Source organism: Nocardia sp. NPDC051981 (genome assembly GCF_040680715.1).
In the GTDB taxonomy this organism is placed as follows: domain Bacteria; phylum Actinomycetota; class Actinomycetes; order Mycobacteriales; family Mycobacteriaceae; genus Nocardia.
The window spans coordinates 1-24,242 of sequence record NZ_JBFAXK010000020.1 but is presented as its reverse complement, the minus strand read 5'-3'; the positions used below and the strand labels follow the sequence as shown (position 1 = coordinate 24,242).

The window sequence follows — 24,242 nt, the reverse complement described above, 5'->3', positions numbered from 1 at the left end:
GTGGTCGAGATCGACCCCGATGCGGGTGAATCGGGCACGGAATTCGCGGCCGCGAGCGATTCGGATACGGCTGCCGCCGGTGCCGACATGGCCTCCGGCACCACGGGCGGGTTGATCCTGCCGGGTGACGTGGCGAGCGATCTCGAGACGATCGTGCACGTCATGCGGCACGGCGAGGTCCACAATCCCAAGGGCATCCTGTACGGCCGGTTGCCCGGGTTCCAGCTGTCGGTGACGGGACGGGCGCAGGCGCAGGCCGTGGCGCGGTCGCTGGCGGATCATGACATCGCGCTGGTGGTGGCGTCGCCGCTGCAGCGGGCGCAGGAGACCGCGGACCCCATTGCGGCGGGCCACGGTCTGGTGATCCGGACCGACGACAATCTGATCGAGGCCGGCAATACCTTCGAGGGGCTGCGGGTCTCGGCGGGGGACGGCGCGCTGCGCAAGCCCCGGCACTGGTGGAAGCTGCGCGATCCGTTCACGCCGTCCTGGGGTGAGCCGTACCTGCAGATCGCGCACCGCATGCTGGCCGCGGTGAACAAGGCGCGGGTGGAGGCCGCCGGCCGGGAGGCCGTGCTGGTCTCGCATCAGCTGCCGGTCTGGACGCTGCGCCGCTTCCTGCAGGGACAGCGGCTGTGGCACGACCCGCGGCACCGCCAGTGCTCGCTCGCCTCGCTGACCTCGCTTGTCTACCGGGGCGATACCTTGATCGACATCGTCTACTCGGAGCCGGCGGGCGCCTCGGATCCCAAGGTGACCGGGGCATGAGCGGGTCAGGCCCGGAGGAGGCGGCTTGCGTAACCACGCAGGGCCCCCGCTCGTGCCGAAAGGGCACAGCATGAGCCGCGCCATCGCGTCCCGGCCTGCCCGCCGCCCGCTGCGCCGGGGCGCGGCGTTGCTGGCCGGTGTGAGTGTGGTGGCCGTGCTCGCCGGGTGTTCGACGGCGGGCAAGGACGCGGTGGCCCAGGGCGGCACCTTCGACTTCGTCTCCCCGGGCGGCAAGACCGAGATCTTCTACGATCCGCCGTCCTCGCGCGGCACCATCGGCAAGCTGTCCGGCCCGGATCTGCTGCACGACGGCAAGACCACGTCGGTGGACGATTTCCCCGGCAAGGTCGTGGTCGTCAATATCTGGGGCCAGTGGTGTGGCCCGTGCCGCGCGGAAGCGCCCGCGCTGGAACAGGTCTACGAGGCGAGCAAGGACAAGGGTGTCGCGTTCCTGGGCATCAATGTCCGCGACAACCAGAAGGACAAGGCCCAGGACTTCGTGACCGACAACAAGGTCGGGTACCCCTCCATCTACGACCCGTCCATGCGCAGCCTGCTCGCGCTCGGCGGCAAGTTCCCCACCAGCGTCATTCCCACCACCATCGTGCTGGACAAGCAGCACCGGGTGGCGGCGGTGTTCCTGCGCGCCCTGCTGGCCGAGGACCTGCAGCCGGTGGTGGACAAGCTCGCGCAGGAGCAGGCGTGAACCATGTGACCTCCCTGGCGAGCGTGGGGGATTCGTTCCAGCAGACCGCCGCCACCGGACCGCTGCTGCTGGCGCTGGGCGCGTGCATGCTGGCGGGTCTGGTGTCGTTCGCCTCGCCGTGCGTGGTGCCGCTGGTGCCCGGCTACCTGTCGTACCTGGCCGGTGTGGTGGGCGCGGAGGCCCCGCCGGTGACGGTGGAATCGGCCAAGACCACCAGCACCGCAGTGGCGGGCCGCAATTCCGCGCGCCTGCGGGTGGCGGGTGCGGCGGGCCTGTTCGTGGCGGGCTTCACCGTGGTGTTCGTGCTCGCCTCGGCGACCGTGTTCGGCGCGATCCAGGTGCTGAACGTCAATCGTGATCTGCTGCAGCGCATCGGCGGCGTGGTGACCATCGTGATGGGCCTGGCGTTCATCGGTCTCATTCCGGCGCTGCAACGCGACACCCGCATGGAGCCGCGCCGGCTCAGCGGCCTCATCGGGGCTCCGCTGCTGGGCGCGGTCTTCGCGCTCGGCTGGACACCGTGCCTGGGTCCGACGCTGTCGGGCGTGATGGCGGTGTCGGCGGGCACCGAGGGCACCACCGCGGTCCGCGGCGTGGCCCTCATCGTGGCCTACTGCCTGGGCCTGGGCCTGCCCTTCGTGATCCTGGCCTTCGGCTCGGCGACCGCGCTGCGCGGCGTCGGCTGGTTGCGCCGCAATTCCCGCACCATTCAGGTGATGGGCGGCCTGCTGTTGGTGGCCGTCGGCATCGCCCTGGTGACCGGGGCGTGGGACCAGTTCGTCTCCTGGGTCCGCGACGCCTTCGTCTCGAATGTGACCCTGCCGATCTGACATGACTGCCACCATCGAAACCCCCAGCGCCCCCGTCCGTCCGCCGCGTCAGTCGCCGCCGCGGCACGTACTCGGCGTCCTGCGCAATACCTGGCGCGGACTGACCAGCATGCGCACCGCGCTGATGCTGCTGTTCCTGCTGGCCCTGGCCGCCATCCCGGGCGCGCTGCTGCCGCAGCGCAGCCTGAACGCGGGCAAGGTCGACGACTACATCCGCAACCGGCCGACCCTGGGCCCGTGGATGGACCGGCTGCAGCTGTTCGACGTGTTCTCCAGCTTCTGGTTCACGGCCGTGTATGTGCTGCTGTTCATTTCGCTGGTGGGCTGCATCCTGCCGCGCTGTGTGGACCACTACCGGGCGCTGCGGACGCGGCCGGTCAAGGCGCCGCGCAACCTGTCTCGCCTGCCGCATCACTGGTCGGGGACCGACGCGGCCACCCCGGAGCAGGTGATCGAGCGGGCTCGCGGTCAGATGCGCGGCTGGCGCACGGTCGTGCAGCCGGGCGATCGCGAAGGGGAACTGACTCTTTCGGCGGAGAAGGGCTACACCCGCGAGCTCGGAAACCTGGTCTTCCACCTGGCGTTGGTGGGTCTGCTGGCGGCGATCGCGGTCGGCAAGCTGTTCGGCTACGAGGGCAATGTGGTCGTGCTCGCCAACGATGGCCCGGGTTTCTGCACCACCTCGCCCGCGGTATTCGACTCGTTCCGCGCGGGCAATGTGAACGACGGCACCGGCCTGACGCCGATGTGTGTGCGGGTCAAGGACTTCCGGGCCGACTACCTGCAGAACGGCCAGGCGTCCATGTTCACCTCGAACATCCAGTACCAGACCGGTAAGGATCTGAACTCCGACACCTGGCGGGACACCACCATTCAGGTGAACCATCCGCTTCGGGTCGCCGGCGACCGGGTCTACCTGCAGGGCCACGGTTTCGCGCCCAAGTTCACGGTGACCTTCCCGAACCGCCAGACCCGCACCGAGGCCATCCAGTGGAAGCCGGACGACGCCACCACCTTCCTGTCCTCGGGTGTGCTGCGCATCGATCCGCCGGGCGGCATGTATCCGAACGAGGAGGAGCGCCGCAAGCATCAGGTGGCGATCCAGGGCCTGTTCGCGCCGACCGCGCTCATGCACGGGCAGCTGCTGACCTCCATGTATCCGGCCATGAAGGATCCCGCGGTGGCGATCGACATCTACCAGGGTGATACCGGCCTGGACACCGGCCGCGCGCAGTCGCTGTTCGCGCTGGACCCGGAGATGATCAAGCAGGGCCGCCTGGTGAAGGAGCAGCGGGTGAACCTGAAGCCGGGTGAGTCCGCGACCCTGTCCGACGGCACCAAGGTCACCTTCGACGGCGCGGAAGAGTTTGTGAACCTGCAGGTTTCGCACGATCCAGCGCAGCAGTGGGTACTGGTGTCGGCGCTGACCATGATGGCGGGCCTGCTGGTCTCGCTGCTGGTGAAGCGTCGTCGCATCTGGTTGCGGGTGTACCCGGGTACCGAAACCGACGGGGTACGACGTACCGTAGTAGAAATGGGCGGATTGGCCCGCACCGACCAGGCCGGGTGGGGCGGCGAGTTCGACCGCCTGCGCGAGCGGCTGCTGACGGGAGAGAAGTAATGCCGATCGACGAGAACATCGCCTCCTACAGCGATCTCGCGTTCAAGTCGGCCATCGTGATCTACGCGCTGGTCTGGATCATGCTGGTCTGGCAGTTCGCCCTCACCCGCACGGTGCCGACGGGCGCCGCCCGCCAGCTGGTCACGGCCGGAGGCGGTTCCGGCATCGTCGACGAGCCGCCCGCCACTGTGCCCGGCAAGGTGCAGCCGCGCGGGGGCGAGCGTCCCTTCTCGGAGCGCCTGGGCAATATGGCCTTCGCGGTGCTGTTCGTGGGCTTCGGCGTGCACCTGGTCTCGATCGTGCTGCGCGGCTTCGCGACCCACCGCTTCCCGCTGGGCAATATGTTCGAGTTCATCTCGATGGCCACCGGCGCGGCCGTGCTGCTCGGCCTGATCCTGCTGCGCGACCAGCGTTATCGCGGCATGTGGTCGTTCCTGCTGGTGCCGGTGCTGATCCTGCTGTTCCTGGCGGGCACCAAGCTGCACGTGGACGCGGCCCCCGTGGTCCCGGCCCTCAAGTCCTACTGGCTGCCGGTGCACGTCACCGTGGTGTCGATCGGCTCGGGCGTCTTCCTGGTCTCCGGTGTCGCGAGTCTGCTGTTCCTGTTCCGCCTCTGGCAGCCCGCGGGCGCGGAGTCCGACACCATCTTCGGCCAGCTGGCCCGCCGCCTCCCCGATGCCCAGCTGCTGGACCGGCTCGCCTATCGCACCACCATCATCGGCTTCCCGATCTTCGGCGCCGGCGTCATCCTCGGCGCGATCTGGGCCGAGGCCGCGTGGGGCCGCTTCTGGGGCTGGGACCCCAAGGAGACCTGCTCCTTCATCGCCTGGGTCCTCTACGCCGCCTACCTGCACGCCCGTGCCACCTCCGGCTGGCGTGACACCAAGGCCGCCTGGATCAACATCGCCGGTTTCGTGGCCATGCTGTTCAACCTCTTCATCATCAATATCGTGGTGAGCGGTCTGCACTCGTATGCGGGTCTGAACTGACCCGACAGGCTTCCTGAACTGGCCCAATGGGTTTCGGAAGGTCCCGGCACGTTTCAGTGCCGGGGCCTTCTTCTTTTCTGGGGAGCTTCCGATCGGTGCTCGGGGGCTGTACCGTATTAAGCGACCGTGATTAGAACACGTTCTAGTTTTAGTGAAGGGGCTCGTCATGGCAGTGGCGCCGCAGGGTCGGGTTCGGAAGGTGCGGGAGATCGACGTGGGCGAGGCGCCCACGCGGTACGCACGCGGATGGCATTGCCTCGGGCTCGCGAAGTCGTTCCGGGACGGGAAGCCGCATCAGATCTCCGCCTTCGGGACCAAGCTGGTGGTCTTCGCCGACAGCAAGGGTGAGCTGCACGTGCTCGACTCCTACTGCCGGCACCTGGGCGGCGACCTCAGCATGGGTGAGATCAAAGGTGATTCCATCGCCTGCCCGTTCCACGACTGGCGCTGGGGCGGCGATGGGAAGTGCACCGGGATTCCGTACGCGCGGCGGGTGCCGCCGCTGGCGCGGACGCGGTCGTGGATCACCTTGGAGCGCAACGACCAGCTCTTCGTGTGGCACGACCACGAGGGCAATCCGCCGCCGGACGAGGTGACGATCCCCTACATCGAGGGCCCGTACACCGATGCCGAGGGCAAGGGCACCGAGGGGCTCGCCGACGGCTGGACCGAGTGGACCTGGGAGTCCATGGTGATCGAGGGCTCCAACTGCCGCGAGATCATCGACAACGTCGTGGACATGGCCCACTTCTTCTACATCCACTACGCGTATCCGACGTTCTTCAAGAACGTCTTCGAGGGCCACGTCGCCACCCAGTTCCTGGACTCCACGGCGCGCCCGGACAAGGGCATGGCCACGCAGTACGGCGGCAACTCGACGCTGAAGTCGGTGGCCTCGTACTTCGGGCCGTCCTACATGGTGAATCCGCTTGTCAACAACTACAGCGGGTTCGAGCTCGAGACCGTGCTGATCAACTGCCACTACCCGATCTCGCAGGACGCGTTCGTGTTGCAGTACGGCATGTCGGTGCGCAAGCCGCAGGGTGTGGACGATGTCGCGGCCGATCGGATCGCGAAGAAGATGACGGTCGGTATCGGTGAGGGCTTCCTGCAGGATGTCGAGATCTGGAAGCACAAGTCCAAGATCGAGAATCCGCTGCTGACCGAGGAGGACGGCCCGGTCTACCAGCTGCGCCGCTGGTACGAGCAGTTCTATGTGGACGTCGCCGACATCGACCCGAAGTCGGTGCAGCGCTTCGAGTTCGAGGTCGACACTACCAAGGCCAATGAGGCGTGGGAGGCGGAGGTCGCCGAAAACCTCAGGCGCAAGGCGGAAGAGGATGCCGTCAGCCACTGACGAGGATCGGGTTCCGGACGGTCCGGGTGGGCGCGTGCTGCGCGCCCACCCGGACCGTCGTCAGTTGGCGGCCGCGGTGACCGCCGCGATCAGCGCCTCGCCGGTGTAGGCGCGGCCGCCGATGCCCCAGGCGCCGTCGAGGGCATTGAGGATATTGACCCAGATGTCCTCGCGCCGATGGCCCGCGGTGGTGAGCCCCGCGACGATGTCGGTGGCCGCGGTGATGAAGGCCGCGCGGGCGTCCGGGTCGGGCAGGCCGATATTGGGCAGCTTGAGTTCGACCATGACGATCGGCCGGTTCTCGCCGCCGGCGTAGATGTCCTCCGGCGGCAGCAGGTGCACGCTGCCGCCGATGATTCCGGTGAAGAAGTCATTGCCGGCGCCGCCGCTGACCTCGGCCAGGGCCGCGGTGAGGGCGGGCAGGATCTCGCGTTCGCCGCGGGCGGTGAGGACGCCGCGCGGTGCGGTCACGGTGATGGGCACTGGGCTCTCCGTTCTCGAGGGGCTAGTACGTACGTACTAGCTAGTCGAGTGTGTACTAGGATGGACGTACTAGTCAATGGTGGGAGGAAGAATGGCGGCGACCACGCGGGATCGGATGATCGACGCGGCCATCGACGCGCTGCAGAAGAAGGGTGTCGCGGGCATGTCCTTCACCGCGGTCCTGGACGCCAGCGGCGCCGCGCGCGGCGCGATCTACCACCACTTCCCCGGCGGCAAGGCCGAACTGGTGGCGACGGCCGCCGCCCGCAACGGCGATCAGGTGCGCGAGCGTCTGGCCGCGCTACCGGCCTCCGACCCGGTGACTCTCGTCGAGTCCTTCCTCGCTCTGGTCCGCCCGGTGGTGGCCGCCTCGGCCGACGGGGCGGGTTGCGCCGTCGCCGCCGTCACCGTGGACCCCGACAGCGGCGACCTGCGCACCGTGGCCGCCACCGTATTCGATTCCTGGACAACCACTCTCGCCGAGCGCCTGACCGCCGCCGGCGCGGACCCGGCCACGGCTGCGGACCTGGCAACCACCCTGCTCACCCTGCTGCAGGGCGCGCACGTGCTCTGCCGCGCGGCGGGCGAGATCGAGCCCTTCGATCGAATGGTGCGCGCCGCAACGGATCTCGTCCGCCACCGCTTCGCGCCGGGCGCTCAGGGGCGGTAGGCGCGCAGAAACGTGTCCACGGCCGCGTCGGCGACGGCTCGGAGTTCGGCGGCGGCGACGGCCCGATTGCCCTGGCGCGAGCGCGCTTCCAGCGGACCGCTCAGTAGCGCCAGGAACTGCTCGGCGGCGACCGCCGGGTCGCCGTGGCGCAGCCGCCCGGCCAGCGCGAGCCGGGCCAGCCGGTCGGCGAGCGCGTCGCGGAGCCGAATCGTGGTGCGGTCCAGGACGGTATCGACCAGATCGGGGAAGTCGCCTGCCTGGGCGTAGGTGAGCCGGTGCAGGGCGAGCGCGCGCTCGCCCGAGCAGGCCTGCAGCAGCAGCGCGGCGGTCGCGCCGAAGGCGGCGGCCAGATCGTCGCCGGGCTCGCGCAGCGGTTCGAGCGCGCCCAGGGCCTGCTCGCCGATCGTGTCCGCGGCCGCCGACATCGCCGCGCGGAACAGGGTTTCCTTGTCGGTGAGGTGGTTGTAGACCGTCGGTTTGGCGACGGATGCCGCGTCGGCGATCTCCTGCACACAGGACTGGGCGTAGCCGCGTCGCGCGAACACCGTCAGGGCCGCCGTGAGGATGGCCTCCCGCTTGTCGATGCGGCCGCGGCTCGCCTTCGCTGTGGTCACCTCGCCATCTTACTGGCTTGTCCGCCCTATTGAACTCATGGGTTCAATCCTGTCTACTGAATCATCTGGTTCGAAATATTGAACTGTTCAGTTCAAATGAAGGAGTTGGCATGATCGTTCACGTCCTGCGGTTCCGATTCCGCGACGAGTCCACCGAGCAGCAGCGGGCCGAGGTGCTCGCGGCCATGCGCCGCACCGCGTCGGTGGAGTCGGTGAGTTTCGCGACGGTCGGGCAGAGCCTGGGGGATCCGGCCGAGGGCCTCACGCATGCCTACTGCGTGGGTATCGAGGATCTGGCCGCGTTGGAGCGGTATCTGCACGACCCGGTGCACCTGGCCGGGGATCCGGAGATCGCGCCGCATTTCGCGAAACTGGTGATCGGCCCGGATATTTCGGATGATCCGGACCCGGAGCTGTCCGAGAAGATCAAGGCGCTGCATCTGCGCAAGGTCGAGATGTATCCGGAATGGGAGGAGCTCATGGCCACCATTCCCGAGGTGGCCTTCGCGTGAAACGACACGTCCCCCGTGGGTCCGCTGGTGCAGGTCCGCGGGGGACGGTCACATCTGTCTATATGGCTATCTGGTTGGCGAGCTTCGGTCATTCAGGTGGATTCGCCGTCACGATGCTCCCGGGAGAGCTTGGCGAGGAAATCCGGATCATCTTCGGGACCGATAACGCGGTTGCGCCGAGTGCGTGCTGGGCCGGTGCCGGCCGATCGCTGGGGTCCGAAAGCCTTCCAGCACAGCATCGCGATGGCCACTACCGCGATGAGTGCCAACAGGTACGTCACGTCGCTCACCTCCTGACAACGAGGGTAATCCGAGTGCGTACCCGCGGCACCTGAAGCGGGAAATAGGTGTTACACGCGGGTGGCCTCGGTGGTGAGGGACCGCAGGAGTTGCAGAACTTCTGATTCGCGGAACCGGCGGTGGCCGCCCGGAGTCCGCAGGGAGCCGAGCCGACCTGCGTGAGCCCAGCGGGTCACGGTCTTCGGATCGACGTGGAACAGGGCAGCGACCTGGCCTGGGGTGAGCAGAGTGTCCTGGCCGTTGACGGAACCCAATGCGCGGCTCGCCGCGGTGAACGCAGTCATTCGCAAACCTTTCCGTTTCGACAGATCCCTCATCAGTAGCGACATCGTTGCACTGGACCCCCTGGGTGTTCGAACGGTCTCGCTTTGGTAAAGGGGAAGTAATAGACAAAACGGATATCCGTTATGTGTTTACGGTCACTTTTGGCTCTAATGCAGCGAATTACCAGCGACATACGGGCTGGTCGGATTGATTTTCTGCCGGGCGAGGGCCGCGGCGGCGCCCGAACGCCCGTCACCTACGCTGGTCTGCGTGAGTGATGCAAACCGGCCCGAAGGTGCGGGCCGCCGCCTGGCGCGCAGTTTGGCTATCTACACGGTGGCCCGGCTCGGCCTGGTCGCCGTCATCACCGCGATCATCATGGGCGTCGCCGCCGTGGTGAAAGTGGCCATCCCCCTCATCGTGGCCCTGCTGTTCGGGCTGCTCATCGCGATGCCGCTGTCGCTGCTGCTGTTCAAGAAGCTGCGTACCCAGGTCAACAAGGACATCGCGGCGGTGGACGCCAAGCGCCGCCGGGACCGCGACCAACTGATGTCGAGACTGCAGGGCAAGGACGAGCAGTGAAACGCTGCGATCGCAGCGCACCCAGGGACTGGGTCGACAATGCGGTCCGGCTCATCGACGCCGATACCCAGCGCAGCGCGGACACCCATCTGCTGCGCTATCCCCTGCCGCCGGAGTGGGGCGTCCAGCTCTATCTGAAGGATGAATCCACCCATCCGACCGGCAGTCTCAAACACCGCCTGGCGAGATCGCTGTTCCTGTACGCCATCTGCAACGGCTGGGTGACCGAGGGCACCACCGTGGTGGAGGCATCCTCGGGGTCGACGGCCATCAGCGAGGCGTATTTCGCCAGGATGCTGGGTCTGGACTTCGTGGCCGTGGTCCCGGCCAGGACCTCGCCGGAGAAGCTGGCGCTCATCGAGGCCCAGGGCGGTCGCTGTCACCTGGTCGAACGCCCACCGGATATCTATACGGAGGCAGCACGTCTGGCGGACGAGACCGGCGGCCACTATATGGACCAGTTCACCAATGCCGAGCGGGCCACCGACTGGCGAGGTAACAACAACATCGCCGAATCCATCTTCCAGCAGATGACCCTGGAGGCACATCCGGTGCCGGAGTGGGTCGTGGTGGGCGCGGGGACCGGCGGTACCAGCGCGACCATCGGCCGCTACCTGCGCTACAAGCGGCACGCGACCCGGCTGGCCGTGGTGGATCCGGAGAACTCGGCCTTCTACGGCGGCTACGAGGTCGACGACCTGGGCTATCAGACCGGAATGCCGTCCCGGATCGAGGGCATCGGGCGGCCGCGGGTGGAGCCGTCGTTCGTCCCGAGCGTGGTGGACTGCATGATCGAGGTGCCCGACGCGGCCTCGGTGGCGACCGCCAGGCACGCGACCGCGGTGCTGGGCCGGCGCGTGGGCGGGTCCACGGGCACCAATCTGTGGGGGGCCTTTGCCCTGATTGCCGACATGATCGCCGCGAACCGTACCGGCAGTGTGGTGACGCTGCTCTGTGATGGCGGAGACCGTTATGCCGGAACCTATTTCAATGACGAATGGGTTGCCGACCAGGGGCTGAGCTTGACCGAGCCCACCGCGGTGCTGACCGAATTCATCGCCACCGGTACTTGGTCGGGATAGTTTTCGCACGGCACGACGGGTCGGCTGATATCGGTTCATCACCCATCGAAAGATTGCTATCTATTTGCTGAAGTGGCTTGGTTGGGATCGGATCGTTAGCGGGCGCAGCGTTTTTCGTGCGTCTCGACGGGGTAGCGGGGCCCCCAGAAGCGTTAATAGGCCTTGACGTTTCGGGGCGTTCCCGGACCACCGGACGGGTCGCCGCGGTCGGTCGGTCGACCGTGGTGCCGAGCATCAGGAGCCACGATTGCAGGCTCGACTGGGTGCGCCACATATTGATGCGCAACTCGGTGATGGCCAGCGTGCGCGGCTCGCGCACCAGCTTGGTGAGATCGGTGCGCTCGCCGGCGACCGTGTCGGAGCGCCACAGCAGTGCGAAGTCCGAATCGGTGAGGCACTTCCCCAGGATCTGGCGGCCGCGCTCGTCATCGTCGCTGCGGGCCAGCTGCATACGAAACCGACCGGCTGCCATTCGCACTTCGGCATCCCAGTTCACCATGACGGTGCGCGAGATCGGATTGAAGATCAGCCACTCCAGGTAGTTCACCCCGGGGACGAGTTCCGGAAAGTACTCCTGGTGTGCGGCATTGGCGGCGACGGTGTCCCAGAGCTCGGTGATGTACGCGCCGATGGCGGGGTTGAGCAGATCCAGGTACTCCTGGTCGGCGGGGGCGGGGTGGTCGGCCTCGAGGCGCGGCAGCGGCCCCTCGGCCAGCGTCAGCGCGTACTCGAATTCGGCCGGCGGCAGTTTCAGTGCGGTGCAGAGGGATTCGATGACCCGCCGGGACGGAGTGGCCCCGCCCTCGATCTTGGTCAGGTAGGGGACCGAGAGGTTGGCCAGCCAGGCCAGTTGGGGACGCGTGAGATTCGCGGTGGTGCGGCGCTGGCGAATGTATTCGCCGAACGTGGGAACTCCATCCATTGCTTGGGCAGACCTTACTTGTATGGCCGTCAGGTACACGCGCGGTTGCCGACGGATACCCGCACGGTCCCCGGGTGTGGGCGATGCGGCCTTCCGTTCTGCTCCAATAGTTTGAAGCAACAACAAATCAGAAGTGCGGGGTGGGGTCGTGAGCGCCTGGGAGCCTGCGGCTTTCGGCCTGTTGCGCGACTACGCACTGCCGTCGGCGAACATCTCTCCGATTGTGTCAATTTTCGTTGACGTGCCGCGAGTGTCAACGTAAATTGACACTCATGAGTGAAGCAACGACTCTGGCGGCCGCCGCCGGCAGCCCCGACCCCCAGGTCGGGCTCCGCGCGGTGCTGGCACTGCGCCGGTTGCTCGAGCGGCTCGAGGCCATTCAGGTCGGCAATGCCCGCAAGCAGGGCTGGTCCTGGCAGGCCATCGCGGACGCGCTCGAGGTCAGCCGGCAGGCGGTCCACCAGAAGTACAACCGGAAGGGCGGTATCCGCTGATGTTCGAACGATTCGACAAGGCGGCCAGGCACGCGGTCGTCATGGCCCAGGAGGAGGCCCGCGACCTGTGCTCGTCGACCATCGAGGTCGAGCACATGCTGCTGGGTCTGCTCGTCAGCCCCGACCATGGTCTGCGGGAAGTCCTTGCGGCACACGGTCTCACCGCCGACGGCGTGCGAGACGCGGTGGCCCGCGAGCGGACCGGCGAGCCGCTCGGTGCGGAGGACGCGGCCGCCCTGCGTTCCATCGGCATCGACCTCGACGCCGTGCGCGAGAGCCTGGAGGCCACCTTCGGCGAGAACGCCCTCGACCAGGCGGCCGTGCCCGCCGAGCAATCGCGCTGGGGTAAGTACTGGGGCGCGGAGGGCGGCCCGCGCGGCCACATTCCCTTCACCAAGGACTCCAAGAAGGTCATCGAGCTGTCCCTGCGTGAAGCGGTGTCGCGCAAGGACAATCGCATCGAGGCCGGGCACATGATGCTGGCCGTGCTGCGCGCGCCCAATGCCGTCACCCGCCGCCTGCTCGGCGACGACGAGGCGATGCGCGTCCTGCGTGCTGCGGTGTCCGGCTATCTCGACCGCGCGGCCTGATCCGGCCCCGCGTAGCGACCGCCCTACCCGGATGTCCGGCCCGCGAGTTGATCTCGCCCTACGATCGGGGCATGACGCTACTGATACGTCTGCTGATCAACGGGGTGGCCATCTGGCTGGCCGCCGCCTGGGTGAACGGCATCGAGATCAAGACCCCCGAGGACACCACCCAGAGCAAGATCCTGGTGATCGCGGCCATCACGGTGGTGTTCGCCCTGGTGAACACGCTGGTGAAACCGATCGTGAAGGTGCTCTCGTTCCCCTTCATCGTGGTCTCGCTGGGCCTGTTCCTGCTGGTGATCAACGCGCTCATGCTGTGGCTGACCGCGAAGATCACCGGCACCACGGATTACGGCCTGCGCGTGGACGGCTTCTGGGCCGCCGTGTTCGGCGGCATCATCATCTCGCTGGTGAACTGGGTGCTCGGCGTCCTGGTCCCGGACGAGGACTGAGATCGGCCGGCCGTCGATCAGACGACGGCCAGCGCCACGGCCACCACGGCCGACCAGACCAGCATCGCCTGACCGGTACCGGCAAGGGCGGGAATCAATCCCGGACCGTTCTTGCCGGTTCGCACCGGCTCGTTGGCGCGGATTGCCAGCGGCAGCGCGACCAGCGCGGCCAGGCTCCACGGGCTGCGCCAGACCAGCAGTGCGAGCGCGAGGAACGGGATCAGGATCAGCACCATGTGCAGGGTGCGGGTGTGCGCGTCGCCCAGCCGCACCGCCAGGGTGAGCTTGCCCGATTCGGTATCGGTGGGAATGTCGCGCAGGTTGTTGGTGACCAGCACCGCGCTGGAGAACGCGCCGACGGACACCGCGCACACCAGGCCCGCCCAGTCCACCCGCCCGGCCTGCACGAACTCGGTGCCCAGCACCGCCACCAGGCCGAAGAACACGAACACCGCGATCTCACCGAAACCGCTGTAGCCGTACGGGTTCCGGCCGCCGGTGTAGAACCATGCCCCCGCCAGGCAGGCCGCGCCCACCAGCAGCAGCCACCAGGCGCTGGTGATCACCAGCACCAGGCCGATGACCGCGCCGACCGCGAGGCAGGCGATGGCGGCATTGCGCACCGCGGCCGGAGCCGCCAGCCTGGAACCGACCAGCCGCAGCGGGCCGACCCGCTCGTCATCGGTGCCGCGAATGCCGTCGGAGTAGTCGTTGGCGTAGTTGACGCCGATGATCAGCGCCACCGAAAGCAGCAGGCACAGTATCGCTTTCCACCACACGAACCCGTCGATCGAGGCGGCCGCCCCCGTGCCCGCCAGAACCGGGGCGATGGCATTCGGGAGGGTGCGCGGCCGAGCGCCCTCGATCCACTGTGCTGCTGTAGCCATGCTTGGCAGCCTAGTGCGAGAGTCGGTGGCCGCGCCCGCCCGAGTATCCGCGGGCCGACGCCGGCCCCGGTCAGCTTTCGGCCGCGGCCTTGAGCTGGGCCAGCCCCTTCTCGAAGTCCTTGCCGACCAGGCGATCCATCGGGAACAGTTTCCCGATGATGGCCATCGGGCCGTTCTGTGTGCCGGTCATGCGCCAGGTCACCGCGGTGGTGTCGCCCTGCGGGCGGAATTCGAAGGTGACGTGGTTGGTCGCCTTGAACGGCTTCTCGAAATGCAGCTTGATGCCGATGGCGTCGGAGGTGGCGGAGGTGATCTCCATATCACCGCGGCCCGCCTTGCGGTTGCCGCTCCAGGAATAGCGCGCGCCGATGCCGCGATCGGCCCCGCTGTAGACGCGCTCCATCGCGGGATCGGTGTCCTCCCACGGCGACCACTTGCGCCATTGGCGGAAGTCGTCGACGAGCGCCTGGACCTGTGCGGGATCGGCCTTGACGACCGTTTGCCGGTGAATGTCGAATTCGGCCATGGCATGAGGGTAAGCGCTGCCGACGCCGAATGGGCCTTGCCGTCGATAAACCGGTTGAGCCGGGCCCGGCGCGTCGGGTAAGCACGGGTCCCGTGCGACGGCCCGGCACCGGCCGTGCGCATCCGGCGACCGCCCGCCGGCTCACCTACGATTGGCAAGGAATGAATTCGCACAACGGCAGTTCGAGCAGCACGGGAAGCGCGCGGGTGGCGAACGTGGGCGACTCGACCCTGGTGGCGCTGCTGGGTGAGATCGCACTCCGCCGCGACGGTGCGCTGGCCGCCGTACCCGGCGCGCGGGCCCGGCTGCTGGTGGCGGCACTGGCCGTGCACCCCGGCCGCAGTCGCAGCGCGCAGGCGCTCATCGACGACATCTGGGGTGAGGACCCGCCGCGCGCGCCCATGAACGCGCTGCACACCCAGGTCTCGCGACTGCGCTCGGCGCTGCCGGAGGGCGCACTCGAAATCGGTCCCGCCGGATACCGTCTGGTCCTGGCACCCGAGCAGGTCGATCTGTCGCTGGCCCAGCAGCTGGAAAGGCAAGCCCGCCAAGCCCATACGGTCGGTGACGGCCGCGCCTGCCTGGACCTGGTGGCCGCGGCCCGCGCGCTCTGGCGCGGCGAACCCGCCGCCGACCTGCCGCCCGGTCCCGTCGCCGAGGAACTCGCCACCCTGGCGGCCACCCGCCGCCGCGCGCTGGACGCGTTGGAGCTGACCGCCCGCGAAGCCGTCGGTGACCTGCCCGCCGCCATCGAACTGGCCCAGCAGGCCGTGGTCGCCGACCCGCTGGACGAGCCCGCCCACGGCACCCTCATGCGCCTGCTCGCCGGGGCCGGCCGCACCACCGAGGCCCTCGACGTCTTCGCCACCCTGCGTACCCGGCTGGTCGACCAGCTCGGCGCCGACCCGGGCCCGGCGCTGGTCGCCCTGAATACCGCGATCCTGCGCGGTGAACCGCTGCCCGGGCAGCCGGTGGCATCGATCGGCGGTGCTGCCGGCGCGCAAGGATATTCGGCGACAGCGCCCGAATCCGGGGTGGTCCGGCCCGCCGCATTCGCGCCCTCGGCCGACAGCGGCGTCCGGCCGGATGGGCCCGCCGGCGCCGAGCACAGACTGGCCGTGGTGCCCGGCGTGGCCGGTGGGATCGGTTTCGGCAGTGATCGTTCCGCGGCGAACGGACAGGTGGCGTCGATCGATGGCCGCGCGTCCGGCCACGCGCGCACCGCGGGCCGTGCCGCGGGATCCGCCCGGGCGGCCGAGGCGCGAGAACTGGCGGGCGAGAACGCGATCGGACTGCGTGCCGCACCGAATCCGCTGCTGGGCCGGGAGGCCGATCTGGCAGCACTGGAGGAGATCCTGCGGTCCTCGCGGGTGGTCACCGTGCTCGGTCCGGGCGGGACCGGGAAGACCCGGATCGCCAACGAACTGGGTGCGCGGATAGCGCACGAGACCGCGGTGATGATGGTGGAATTGGCCTCGCTGCGTTCGGAATCCGACGGTGCGGCCGAAACCCGCGACGAGATCGAGGTCGCCATCGCGACCACCCTCGGCGTGGCCGATGTCGTGTGGGAGACGAACGTGCTGCGGCAGGTGCGGGGCCGCGATATCCGGCAGAAACTGCGGGAGGCCCTCGGGGCGCGCCCGGTACTGCTGATCCTCGACAACTGCGAACACCTCATCGAACCGGCGGCCGAGGTGGTCGCCGATCTGGTCGGGGTGAGCGATCAGCTGACCGTGCTCACCACCAGCCGCGCACCGCTGGAGATCACGGCCGAGGCGGTGTATCCGTTGCCGCCGTTGACCATCGACGCCGCCGGGTCACCGGCCACCGATCTGTTCGAGGCGCGGGCCCGCGCGGTGCGCCCCTCGGTGCGGCTGGATCCGGAGGTGGTGGCCAGGCTCTGCCGCAACCTCGACGGACTGCCGCTGGCCATCGAACTGGCGGCGGCGCGGGTGCGCACCATGAGCGTCGAGGAGATCGAATCCCGCCTCGACCATCGATTCGCCCTGCTGCGCAGCGGAGATCGCAGTTCTCCGCAGCGGCATCGCACATTGCACGCGGTGATCGAGTGGAGCTGGAACCTGCTCGACGAGCCACAGCGGGTGGCGCTGCGCCGACTGTGCCGATTTCCCGCCGGATTCACGCTGGCCGCCGCCGAATGTCTGCTGGCCGGGCCGGAGATCGACGAACCCGCCATGGCCGTCGACGGTCTGGTGAGCCAGTCGCTGCTGACGGTGCTGGAGGACGAGAAGGGCGGCACCCGCTATCGGATGCTGGAGACCGTCCGCGAGTTCGGTGAGGAGCAGCTGGCCTCCACCGGCGAAGCCGGCCTGGTCATGGACCGAATGTCGAAGTGGGCCAGGGAATTCGCGGTCGACACCGCACAGCGGTACGACACCACCGAACAGGTGTCGGCGGTGCTGGCCCTGAGCGCGGACATGGACAACCTGATCGCCGTGCTGCGCTACGCGCTGGAGCGGCACGATCCCGAGACCGTGCACACGGTGTTCCCGACCCTGGCGGGACTCTGGGTGTTGCGCGGCGCGCACGCCGAACTGATCAGCTGGTCGCCGCGCGTCATCGCGTTGCCGCCCACGACCTTTCCGACGGTCGCGGCGGAGACCGACCTCTACGTTCACGGTCAGTTGATGCTCGGCATGCACCTCATGTTCGGCGCCTCCGACCTGCGCGCGGTGGGGCGGGTGCGGATCACGATCCGGCGCATTCTGGCGTCGGGCGCGCCGATGAGCCCGGTCGCACGGTATCTCAGCGAACTGATCACCCGGTCCCGCAACACCACCCAGCTGGCCCGGAGATTGAGCGCGGGCGTGCGGTCGCCGGATGAACAGACCCGGCTCGCGGCCCTGCTGCTGCGCGCGAACCTGTGCGAGAACAACGGCATGGCCTACCGCTCGATCAAGGACGCCGAGATCGCCATGCGCATCAGCGGTGACCGGGACACCTGGGGCACCGCCATGACCACGCAGCACCTCGGCAGCATGCACGGCCAGTCGGCGCGCTACACCGAGGCGGTCGGGTATTACCGGCGGGCGGTCGAGCTGCTCGAGGAACTGCGGGCCTGGGACGAAGCCGTGGAGGTCCGCGGCCTGCTGGCCATCTCGCTGGCGGGCAGCGGGCAGCCCGCGGCGGCCCGGCAGGTCCTCGAACCGGCCCTCGGGGTGGTCGGCGACCTGCCCCTCGACGCACCGGTGACCAAGCCCAACCACCGGATCGCCGCCGTCGCGGCCGCACTGGCGGAAATCGAACTCGCCGAAGGGGATATCGACACCGGGCTGCGTCGCTTCCGGCAGGTGCCCGCGCTGATGGACTGGCCGCACAATGTCGGAATGCCGGGCCCGGCGACCCTGATCTTCGTATCCGCCGTCATCGATGCCCATGTGCTGTCCGGCCGGGTCGAGCAGGTGCACCGGACCGCGGGGGAACTCGCCGATGTCGCGGTCCGCGTGATCGGCGGCCAGTTCTGGGATCTACCGCAGATCGGCTCGATGAGCTGCGCGATCGGCACCTATCTGCTCGCCACCGGGCAGCACGTCGAGCGCGGTCTGGAACTGATCCTCCTGACGCCGAAGGTGTTCGGCCGCCAGGACTATCCGTCGATGCAGTGGCGGCGGCACCTGGACCTGCACCGAGCCGCGGTGGGGGAGGAGCGGATCGCCGCCGCGCTGAATTCGGTTGCGGGACTGGGGCGTCGCACGGCCGCCGAGCGGATCATGGTTCACCTGAGGGCGATCGGCGGCACCCAACGCGAAACGCCCGCCCACCGGTGACCGGTGGACGGGCGTCCCAACCGCGGGGCGAGCGGCCGCGTCAGGCGCGGCGCATGTACGCCTTCACCGCGAGCGGGGCGAAGATCGCGATCACGACGATGGAGCCGATGATCGAGTACGCCACGTTCGAGCTGTAGACGTTGCTGTTCATCAGCTCTCGAGCCGCATTGACCATGTAGTAGATCGGGTTGGCCTTGTTGAGGCCCTGCAGCCAGCCGGGCATGGTGGACACCTGGGCGAACGCGCCGGACATGAAGGTCAGCGGGAACATGATCATCATCGAGATGCCCTGCACCGCGGGCGCGCTCTTACCGGTGATGCCGATCAGCGCCCAGATCCAGCTGATCGCGAAGGAGCAGAACACCACCAGCAGACCGGCGACCACCACGGCCACGAACCCGCCGTGCGGGCGATAGCCGAGGATCATGCCCATGACGACCGTCAGCACCGTGGCCAGGCCGTAGCGGACCATGTCCGCCAGCAGCGCCCCCGACAGTGCCGAAATGCGGGCGATGGGAAGGGATTTGAAGCGGTCGAAGACGCCCTTGTCCATGTCCTCGCGCAGCTGGGTGCCGGTGACCACCGAGGTCAGCACCACGGTCTGCACCAGCAGGCCGGGGATCAGCGTCGGCAGGTAGGCGCTCACGCTGCCCGCCATGGCCCCGCCGAAGATCCCGGCGAAGAGCGCCGTGAACAGGATGGGCTGGACGGTGACGTCGAAGAGCTGTTCGGGATTGTGCTTGATCTTCAGCAGTCCGCGGTAGGCCATGGTGAACGAGTTCGCCACGGTCTGCCGGAACGGAATATGGTTGCTCACTTCGGGAATCGGTGCGACCGTGGCCGCGTGCCGCCCGGCGGGGGCGGAGAGAGTCGTGGTCATGCCGCGCTCCGTTCGGTGTCGTCGGTGTCGTCCTCGGCGGCGTGCCCGGTGAGTGCGAAGAACACTTCGTCCAGGCTCGGCTTGGCGACATTGATCTCGTCGATCCGGATGTCGTTCTCGCGCAACCGGATCAGGATGTCGGTGGTGATGCTGGGGTCGGGCAGGGGCGCGGTGATGCGTCCGGCCTCCGGACTGATGGTGGCCTCGACGATCCGGCCCGCCGCGCGGGAGAGGACCTCGCCGACCACGATCCGGGCCGCTTCGATGCGGTCGCGGTCGGTCAGCGTCAGCTGCAGCGCGGACAGCCCGACCGAGGACTTGAGTTCATCGGAGGTGCCGTCGGCGATGACCTTGCCGTGGTCGATGACCGCGATCCGGTCGGCCAGCTGGTCGGCCTCGTCCAGGTACTGGGTGGTGAGCAGCACGGTCGAGCCCTCGCTCACCAGCCGCCGGATGGTGTCCCACATCTGGGCGCGGGTGCGCGGGTCCAGGCCGGTGGTCGGCTCGTCCAGGAACAGCAGCGGCGGCCGCGCGATCAGGCTGGCGGCCAGGTCCAGGCGGCGCCGCATGCCGCCGGAGAAGTTCTCCAGCGCCTTGTCGGCGGCCTCGGTCAGGCCGAATTCCTCGAGCAGCTCGGCCGACTTGCGCCGCGCCTCGGTCTTCGACAGGCCCAGCAGTCGCGAGAAGATCACCAGATTCTCGGTGGCCGTGAGCTTTTCGTCGACGGACGCGTACTGGCCGGTGACGCCGATCAGCGACCGTACCGCCGTGGGCTCGGCGACCACGTCGCGGCCGAAGATGCGGGCGCTGCCGCCGTCCGGGCGGAGCAGGGTGGCGAGCATGCGGATGGTCGTGGTCTTGCCGGCCCCGTTGGGTCCCAGCACGCCGTAGACGGCCCCCCGCGGCACCGCGAGACTCACGCCGTCGACGGCCCGCTGCTCCCCGAAGACCTTGACCAAGCCGTCCGCCTCGATGGCGAGAGTCTCAGCAGGTGTGTAAGAAGTCATGGCTACACCCTGCGGGGCTTGCCTTGCACCCCCCTTGCATGGCGATTGCGTGCTCCGCGCAAGAGGTGAGCACCTGTGCGCAAGCGGCCATCGCTGCGGTGCAAGTGGCCATCAGCGTGGTGCAAGCGGACCGGACCGCTGCGTTCAGTGCGTGGAATCCGCCAGCAGCAGCTGTCGCAGTTTGGCGCGGTCGGGTTTGCCCGGGCCCCGCAACGGAAGTTCGTCCAGCACGGCCAGTTCGCGCGGGGCGGCGATGGCGTCGAGTTCGGCGACCACGTGGTCGCGCAGTTCGTCGAGGCTCGGCGCGGTGGCGCCCGGGGCGGGGACGATGGCGGTGGCCACGCGCTGGCCGAGGCGGTCGTCGGGCAGGCCCAGCACCACGCACTCGGAGACGGCCGGGTGGGTGATGAGGACGGCCTCGACGACCTGGGGGATGACCAGCAGGCCACCGGTCATGATGGCCTCGTCGAGGCGGCCGGTGATGGTCAGCACGCCATTGTCGAGGTGACCGGCGTCCTCGGTCCGGAACCAGCCGGGTTCGGCGAAGGCGGGGTGGTCGGGGATATTGCGGTAGCCCTTGGCGATGGTGTCGCCGCCGAGCAGCACCCGCCCGTCCTCGATCCGTACCCGGGTGCCCGTCAGCGGTACTCCCTCGTACACACAGCCGCCGCAGGTCTCGCTCATGCCGTAGGTGCGGAACACCTTGATGCCCGCCGCGCGGGCCCGGTCCAGCACCGGCTTCGGGGTGGCCGCGCCGCCGACCAGCACGCCGTCCAGGCCGGCCAGCGCCGCGGTGGCGGCCGGCTCGTCGAGGGCCTTGATCAGCTGGGTGGGGACCAGCGAGGTGTAGCGGCGCGGTCCGCGCATGCTCGCGATCGCGCCGACCAGGGCTTCGGGCAGGAAGCCGCCGGAGACGTCCAGCACGATGGGCTCGATCCCGGCCAGGATGCTGCGCAGCAGCACCTGGATGCCCGCGATGTGGTGAGTCGGCAGGGCCAGCAGCCACTGTCCGGGCCCGCCCAGGCGCTCGTGGGTGGCGTCGCCGCTGGCCCGCAGATTGGCCGCGGTGAGCATGGCGCCCTTGGGGTTTCCGGTGGTGCCGGAGGTGGTGACCACCAGGGCCACGTCGTCGTCGATCTCCTCGCCGGGGCGCAGGCTGCCGCTCAGGCGCTGGGTCTCGCGGCGGTCGGCGGTGGGAACCGGAAGCCAGGCCGGGCCGTTGCCCTCCAAGGCTTCCCGCAGATGCGGCAATACATCGCCCACCGCTGCGCCGGTGGGCATGGGGAGGATTCGGAGGGTATTGCTCACGTTCGCGATCGTGTCATTCCGTGGGGTGGCGGCGCGCGCTGGGGTCGGCGGCCGGATGTCGATGCTGCAGGGTCTCGTGCGGTCAGTCGGACGTCGGTGTCGCCAGCGGCCATCCACCGGCTGCGAGCCTGGAGGCCACCCGAGCGATATCGTCCTCGCCGGGCTGCTCCTTGGCAACTCGGGCGATCGCCGCCTCGATGTCGCCGCGCTCGATATCGGCGACGGCCACCCGCTCGCGGATCAGCTGCTCCACCACCAGATGCACCTCGTAGTCGGTGAGCCGCCGGTGCAGCACCGCGAGCAGCGCCACATAGTCCGACTGCGGAATGCCCTGCGGGTATCCGGCTTTCAGCCAGTCCAGCACCTTCTGCAGCACGTTCTGACGCGGCGGCGGGGTGCGGGCCGGGTCGGCGGCGGCCTGGTTCGTTCGTTCGGGGGTGCTCACGAGCGTGCCTTTCGATGAGGCGGCGTCACGCGCCGAGCAGGTGAATTCCGAGTCGGGAGGCCAGGAAGCCGCGTGCGATGAAGAGCACACCGGCGACCACCGCGATCATGACCACCGCGAAGCAGAGCAGGGACGCGGCCAGGGCGGCGGTCCGGGTGGCACCGGTCGCACCGTCGTCGACCTGGGAGCGGAAGCGGATGCCGACGGCGAACACGGTCGGCAGCCCGGCCCCGAAGATCAAGGCGGCCAGCACGACTCGCCACAGGTCGGAGAGGTTGTGCAGCAGGGTGTGCATCGCGGTCTCCTAGCCGATTCCGACGGTGTCGTCATTGCGCGGAGCGGCGGGGCCGGCACCGCGGGGAGCAGCGGAGTTCGCACTGCGACCGTTCGAGGTGGCCGGGTCCGCCGCGCCACCCCACTCCTCGGTGACGTTGTGCGAGTTGACCACCGCGCGCTTGGACCGGAGCCAGATGAACGCGGCCATGGCGATCAGCAGCGCCAGCACCACCAGCACACCGGCCGTGCCGCCGATGCCGTGCAGGATGGCCCAGCAGATCGCGCCCGCCACGCCGGCCAGCGGCAGGGTCAGCACCCAGGCCACCACCATGCGGCCGAGCACGCCCCAGCGCACCTCCGCGCCCGGGCGTCCGATGCCGGAACCGAGGATGGATCCGGTCACCACCTGGGTGGTGGACAGCGGCAGGCCGAAGTGGGCCGAGGTGAGAATGATCGCCGCACTGGTGGATTCGGCGGCGAAGCCCTGCGGCGGCACGATGTCGACCAGGCCCTTGCCCAGGGTGCGGATGATGCGCCAGCCGCCGAGGCAGGTGCCGGCGGCCATGGCGATGGCGCAGGACACGATGACCCACAGCGGCAGCGGATCGCTGGCCTTGGCCGAGCCGTGCGCGATGAGCGCCAGGAAGATGATGCCCATGGTCTTCTGCGCGTCATTGGTGCCGTGCGCCAGCGAGACCAGGGAGGCGGTGCCGATCTGTCCCCAGCGGAAGCCGCGGGTCACGGTCCTCTCGTTGCTGTCCCGGGTGATCCGGTACACCACCCAGGAGGCGATGGAGGCCACCAGCGCCGCCACGATCGGGGAGAGCAGGGCCGGGATGATGATCTTGGCGAGCACACCCTTGCTGCCCGCCGTCCAGATCACCCCGTGCAGGCCCAGCGCCGCGATGGTCGAGCCGATGAGACCACCGAACAGCGCGTGCGAGGAACTCGACGGCAAACCCAACAACCAGGTGAACAGATTCCAGAGAATGCCGCCGACCAGTCCGGCGAAGACGATGTCGAGCAGGGCGCGGCCGCTCACCTCCGACAGGTCGACGATGCCCGCGGCGACCGTGGCGGCGACGGCGACGCTGAGGAACGCACCGACCAGATTCAGTGCTCCGGACAGGAGTACGGCGGTACGCGGGGCGAGGGCACCGGTGGCGATGGAGGTGGCCATCGCGTTCGCGGTGTCGTGAAATCCGTTTGTGAAGTCGAATGCCAAGGCTGTGCAAACAACGATCAGCAGAACGAGCAGTTCGGCAGACACACCGATCAGTTTGCGTCATGCTCTTTACGCTCCGTTAACCGGTGCCCCCGGACGCATTTCACAGTTACCGCCGTGCTAAGGGGTGATCCGCCGCGCTCAGTCGCCCCGGGTGTCGCGCCGGAGCGGGTGATTCGCCGGTACCTCGACGAGCACCAGCGGCGTCCCCTCGGGATCGCGGATCCACATCTCGATCAGGCCCCACGGTTCGCGCTCGGGCGCGCGGTCGATGATGACCCCGCGCAGCGCGAGTTCCGCGGCGGCGTCGTCACAGTCGCGCACCTGTAGCCAGATGGCGCCGGCGAACCCGCTCGGAGCATCGTCCGCGCGCCCGTGCCCGGCCACCTCGATCAGTGACTGCCCCGCGAAAAACACCGTCCCACCCGGATACTCGCGGGCAATGGCCAGCTCCAGCGCATCGCGATAGAACTCGACCGTCCGCTTGTAGTCGCGGGGCCGCAGGATTACCCGACTGCTCAGTATCTCCATGAGTGCAGCATGACAGCTTGCGGTTTGCTGCGGTCCGGGTTCAGAAGTACCAGGGGTAGGGCTTCCAGTCCGGTTCGCGCTTTTCGAGGAAGGCGTCGCGGCCCTCGACGGCTTCGTCGGTCATGTAGGCCAG

Annotated in this window: 28 protein-coding genes and 1 pseudogene; 14 read left to right on the top strand and 15 right to left on the bottom strand. The window is 68.6% G+C overall.

The window, feature by feature from the left end:
• Positions 1–87 precede the first annotated feature (87 nt).
• The 6 genes from AB0L60_RS29140 to AB0L60_RS29115 all read left to right on the top strand — a co-directional run bounded on the left by AB0L60_RS29140 (position 88) and on the right by AB0L60_RS29115 (position 6,271).
• A complete protein-coding gene (locus AB0L60_RS29140) occupies positions 88–768 on the top strand; it encodes a histidine phosphatase family protein (protein ID WP_364620478.1) in 681 nt (226 codons plus the stop codon).
• Positions 769–838: 70 nt separating this feature from the next.
• The gene (locus tag AB0L60_RS29135) at positions 839–1,474 is read left to right on the top strand and encodes a TlpA disulfide reductase family protein (protein ID WP_364620137.1); all 636 of its coding nucleotides are present in this window, start codon (positions 839–841) and stop codon (positions 1,472–1,474) included.
• Between the two features lie 5 nt (positions 1,475–1,479).
• Positions 1,480–2,304 (top strand): cytochrome c biogenesis CcdA family protein, encoded by an 825-nt coding sequence (locus tag AB0L60_RS29130; RefSeq protein ID WP_364620475.1) that lies wholly within the window; start codon positions 1,480–1,482, stop codon positions 2,302–2,304.
• Between the two features lies 1 nt (position 2,305).
• Positions 2,306–3,925: a cytochrome c biogenesis protein ResB gene (locus tag AB0L60_RS29125; protein WP_364620134.1), complete on the top strand. Its 1,620-nt coding sequence runs from the start codon at positions 2,306–2,308 to the stop codon at positions 3,923–3,925.
• Entirely contained in the window at positions 3,925–4,914 is a 990-nt protein-coding gene (ccsB, locus tag AB0L60_RS29120) for a c-type cytochrome biogenesis protein CcsB (RefSeq protein WP_364620131.1), read from the top strand. The genes AB0L60_RS29125 and ccsB overlap by 1 nt, the downstream gene beginning before the upstream one ends.
• Positions 4,915–5,080: 166 nt before the next feature.
• Positions 5,081–6,271: a Rieske 2Fe-2S domain-containing protein gene (locus AB0L60_RS29115; RefSeq protein WP_364620127.1), complete on the top strand. Its 1,191-nt coding sequence runs from the start codon at positions 5,081–5,083 to the stop codon at positions 6,269–6,271.
• A gap of 60 nt (positions 6,272–6,331) precedes the next feature.
• Here the strand turns inward: AB0L60_RS29115 and AB0L60_RS29110 are convergent, their stop codons facing one another.
• A complete protein-coding gene (locus tag AB0L60_RS29110) occupies positions 6,332–6,754 on the bottom strand; it encodes a hypothetical protein (protein ID WP_364620125.1) in 423 nt (140 codons plus the stop codon).
• A 91-nt stretch (positions 6,755–6,845) separates the two neighbouring features.
• Between AB0L60_RS29110 and AB0L60_RS29105 the strand changes: the two genes are divergently transcribed.
• Positions 6,846–7,424: a TetR family transcriptional regulator gene (locus AB0L60_RS29105; protein WP_364620122.1), complete on the top strand. Its 579-nt coding sequence runs from the start codon at positions 6,846–6,848 to the stop codon at positions 7,422–7,424.
• Here the strand turns inward: AB0L60_RS29105 and AB0L60_RS29100 are convergent.
• Positions 7,412–8,038, bottom strand: a complete 627-nt coding sequence (locus tag AB0L60_RS29100; protein WP_364620119.1) for a TetR/AcrR family transcriptional regulator — start codon at positions 8,036–8,038, stop codon at positions 7,412–7,414. The two genes, AB0L60_RS29105 and AB0L60_RS29100, sit on opposite strands and share 13 nt — an antisense overlap.
• Before the next feature lie 110 nt (positions 8,039–8,148).
• Here AB0L60_RS29100 and AB0L60_RS29095 point away from each other — a divergent pair, with 110 nt between their 5' ends.
• Complete coding sequence (locus tag AB0L60_RS29095; RefSeq protein WP_364620116.1) at positions 8,149–8,550, top strand: Dabb family protein; 402 nt, start codon at positions 8,149–8,151, stop codon at positions 8,548–8,550.
• Positions 8,551–8,642: 92 nt separating this feature from the next.
• On the opposite strand, the gene AB0L60_RS29090 is transcribed toward AB0L60_RS29095, so the two are convergent.
• Both AB0L60_RS29090 and AB0L60_RS29085 read right to left on the bottom strand, forming a co-directional pair.
• Positions 8,643–8,831, bottom strand: a complete 189-nt coding sequence (locus AB0L60_RS29090) for a hypothetical protein (protein ID WP_364620113.1) — start codon at positions 8,829–8,831, stop codon at positions 8,643–8,645.
• Between the two features lie 69 nt (positions 8,832–8,900).
• A complete protein-coding gene (locus tag AB0L60_RS29085) occupies positions 8,901–9,134 on the bottom strand; it encodes a BldC family transcriptional regulator (RefSeq protein ID WP_051152909.1) in 234 nt (77 codons plus the stop codon).
• Between the two features lie 250 nt (positions 9,135–9,384).
• On the opposite strand from AB0L60_RS29085, the gene AB0L60_RS29080 reads away from it, so the two are divergent.
• Both AB0L60_RS29080 and AB0L60_RS29075 read left to right on the top strand, forming a co-directional pair.
• On the top strand, positions 9,385–9,696 hold the full coding sequence (locus tag AB0L60_RS29080) for a DUF4229 domain-containing protein (RefSeq protein ID WP_364620108.1): 312 nt from the start codon (positions 9,385–9,387) through the stop codon (positions 9,694–9,696).
• A complete protein-coding gene (locus AB0L60_RS29075; protein WP_364620106.1) occupies positions 9,693–10,778 on the top strand; it encodes a PLP-dependent cysteine synthase family protein in 1,086 nt (361 codons plus the stop codon). Before AB0L60_RS29080 ends, AB0L60_RS29075 begins: the two co-directional genes overlap by 4 nt.
• Here AB0L60_RS29075 and AB0L60_RS29070 read toward each other — a convergent pair.
• Positions 10,750–11,700 (bottom strand): helix-turn-helix domain-containing protein, encoded by a 951-nt coding sequence (locus AB0L60_RS29070; RefSeq protein WP_364620103.1) that lies wholly within the window; start codon positions 11,698–11,700, stop codon positions 10,750–10,752. The two genes, AB0L60_RS29075 and AB0L60_RS29070, sit on opposite strands and share 29 nt — an antisense overlap.
• A 272-nt stretch (positions 11,701–11,972) precedes the next feature.
• Between AB0L60_RS29070 and AB0L60_RS29065 the strand changes: the two genes are divergently transcribed.
• The 3 genes from AB0L60_RS29065 to AB0L60_RS29055 all read left to right on the top strand — a co-directional run bounded on the left by AB0L60_RS29065 (position 11,973) and on the right by AB0L60_RS29055 (position 13,236).
• Positions 11,973–12,194, top strand: a complete 222-nt coding sequence (locus tag AB0L60_RS29065) for a hypothetical protein (protein ID WP_040813561.1) — start codon at positions 11,973–11,975, stop codon at positions 12,192–12,194.
• The gene (locus tag AB0L60_RS29060) at positions 12,194–12,784 is read left to right on the top strand and encodes a Clp protease N-terminal domain-containing protein (RefSeq protein ID WP_364620099.1); all 591 of its coding nucleotides are present in this window, start codon (positions 12,194–12,196) and stop codon (positions 12,782–12,784) included. The genes AB0L60_RS29065 and AB0L60_RS29060 overlap by 1 nt, the downstream gene beginning before the upstream one ends.
• A 71-nt stretch (positions 12,785–12,855) precedes the next feature.
• Positions 12,856–13,236 (top strand): phage holin family protein, encoded by a 381-nt coding sequence (locus tag AB0L60_RS29055; RefSeq protein ID WP_364620096.1) that lies wholly within the window; start codon positions 12,856–12,858, stop codon positions 13,234–13,236.
• Positions 13,237–13,253: 17 nt separating this feature from the next.
• Here the strand turns inward: AB0L60_RS29055 and AB0L60_RS29050 are convergent, their stop codons facing one another.
• On the bottom strand, positions 13,254–14,123 hold the full coding sequence (locus AB0L60_RS29050; protein WP_364620094.1) for a 1,4-dihydroxy-2-naphthoate polyprenyltransferase: 870 nt from the start codon (positions 14,121–14,123) through the stop codon (positions 13,254–13,256).
• 70 nt (positions 14,124–14,193) lie between these two features.
• Complete coding sequence (locus AB0L60_RS29045; protein WP_364620091.1) at positions 14,194–14,649, bottom strand: SRPBCC family protein; 456 nt, start codon at positions 14,647–14,649, stop codon at positions 14,194–14,196.
• Positions 14,650–14,864: 215 nt separating this feature from the next.
• On the opposite strand from AB0L60_RS29045, the gene AB0L60_RS29040 reads away from it, so the two are divergent.
• Positions 14,865–18,437 carry a BTAD domain-containing putative transcriptional regulator gene (locus AB0L60_RS29040; RefSeq protein WP_364620088.1) on the top strand — a complete coding sequence of 1,191 codons (3,573 nt, stop codon included), beginning with the start codon at positions 14,865–14,867 and terminating at the stop codon, positions 18,435–18,437.
• A 40-nt stretch (positions 18,438–18,477) separates the two neighbouring features.
• On the opposite strand, the gene AB0L60_RS29035 is transcribed toward AB0L60_RS29040, so the two are convergent.
• From AB0L60_RS29035 to AB0L60_RS29000, 8 genes and pseudogenes are all read right to left on the bottom strand, one after another.
• Positions 18,478–19,317, bottom strand: a complete 840-nt coding sequence (locus AB0L60_RS29035; protein ID WP_364620085.1) for an ABC transporter permease — start codon at positions 19,315–19,317, stop codon at positions 18,478–18,480.
• Positions 19,314–20,324: an ATP-binding cassette domain-containing protein gene (locus AB0L60_RS29030; RefSeq protein WP_364620082.1), complete on the bottom strand. Its 1,011-nt coding sequence runs from the start codon at positions 20,322–20,324 to the stop codon at positions 19,314–19,316. Before AB0L60_RS29030 ends, AB0L60_RS29035 begins: the two co-directional genes overlap by 4 nt.
• Positions 20,325–20,468: 144 nt before the next feature.
• Complete coding sequence (gene menE, locus AB0L60_RS29025; protein WP_364620473.1) at positions 20,469–21,605, bottom strand: o-succinylbenzoate--CoA ligase; 1,137 nt, start codon at positions 21,603–21,605, stop codon at positions 20,469–20,471.
• Positions 21,606–21,714: 109 nt separating this feature from the next.
• Positions 21,715–22,008, bottom strand: a complete 294-nt coding sequence (locus AB0L60_RS29020) for a DUF3349 domain-containing protein (protein ID WP_364620470.1) — start codon at positions 22,006–22,008, stop codon at positions 21,715–21,717.
• A 94-nt stretch (positions 22,009–22,102) separates the two neighbouring features.
• Positions 22,103–22,372: a hypothetical protein gene (locus AB0L60_RS29015; protein ID WP_364620080.1), complete on the bottom strand. Its 270-nt coding sequence runs from the start codon at positions 22,370–22,372 to the stop codon at positions 22,103–22,105.
• Between the two features lie 9 nt (positions 22,373–22,381).
• A complete protein-coding gene (locus AB0L60_RS29010) occupies positions 22,382–23,623 on the bottom strand; it encodes an inorganic phosphate transporter (RefSeq protein ID WP_364620077.1) in 1,242 nt (413 codons plus the stop codon).
• A gap of 96 nt (positions 23,624–23,719) precedes the next feature.
• Entirely contained in the window at positions 23,720–24,109 is a 390-nt protein-coding gene (locus AB0L60_RS29005) for a VOC family protein (RefSeq protein WP_364620074.1), read from the bottom strand.
• A gap of 40 nt (positions 24,110–24,149) precedes the next feature.
• Positions 24,150–24,242 (bottom strand): annotated as a pseudogene (locus AB0L60_RS29000) (1,4-dihydroxy-2-naphthoyl-CoA synthase); the annotation flags it as partial.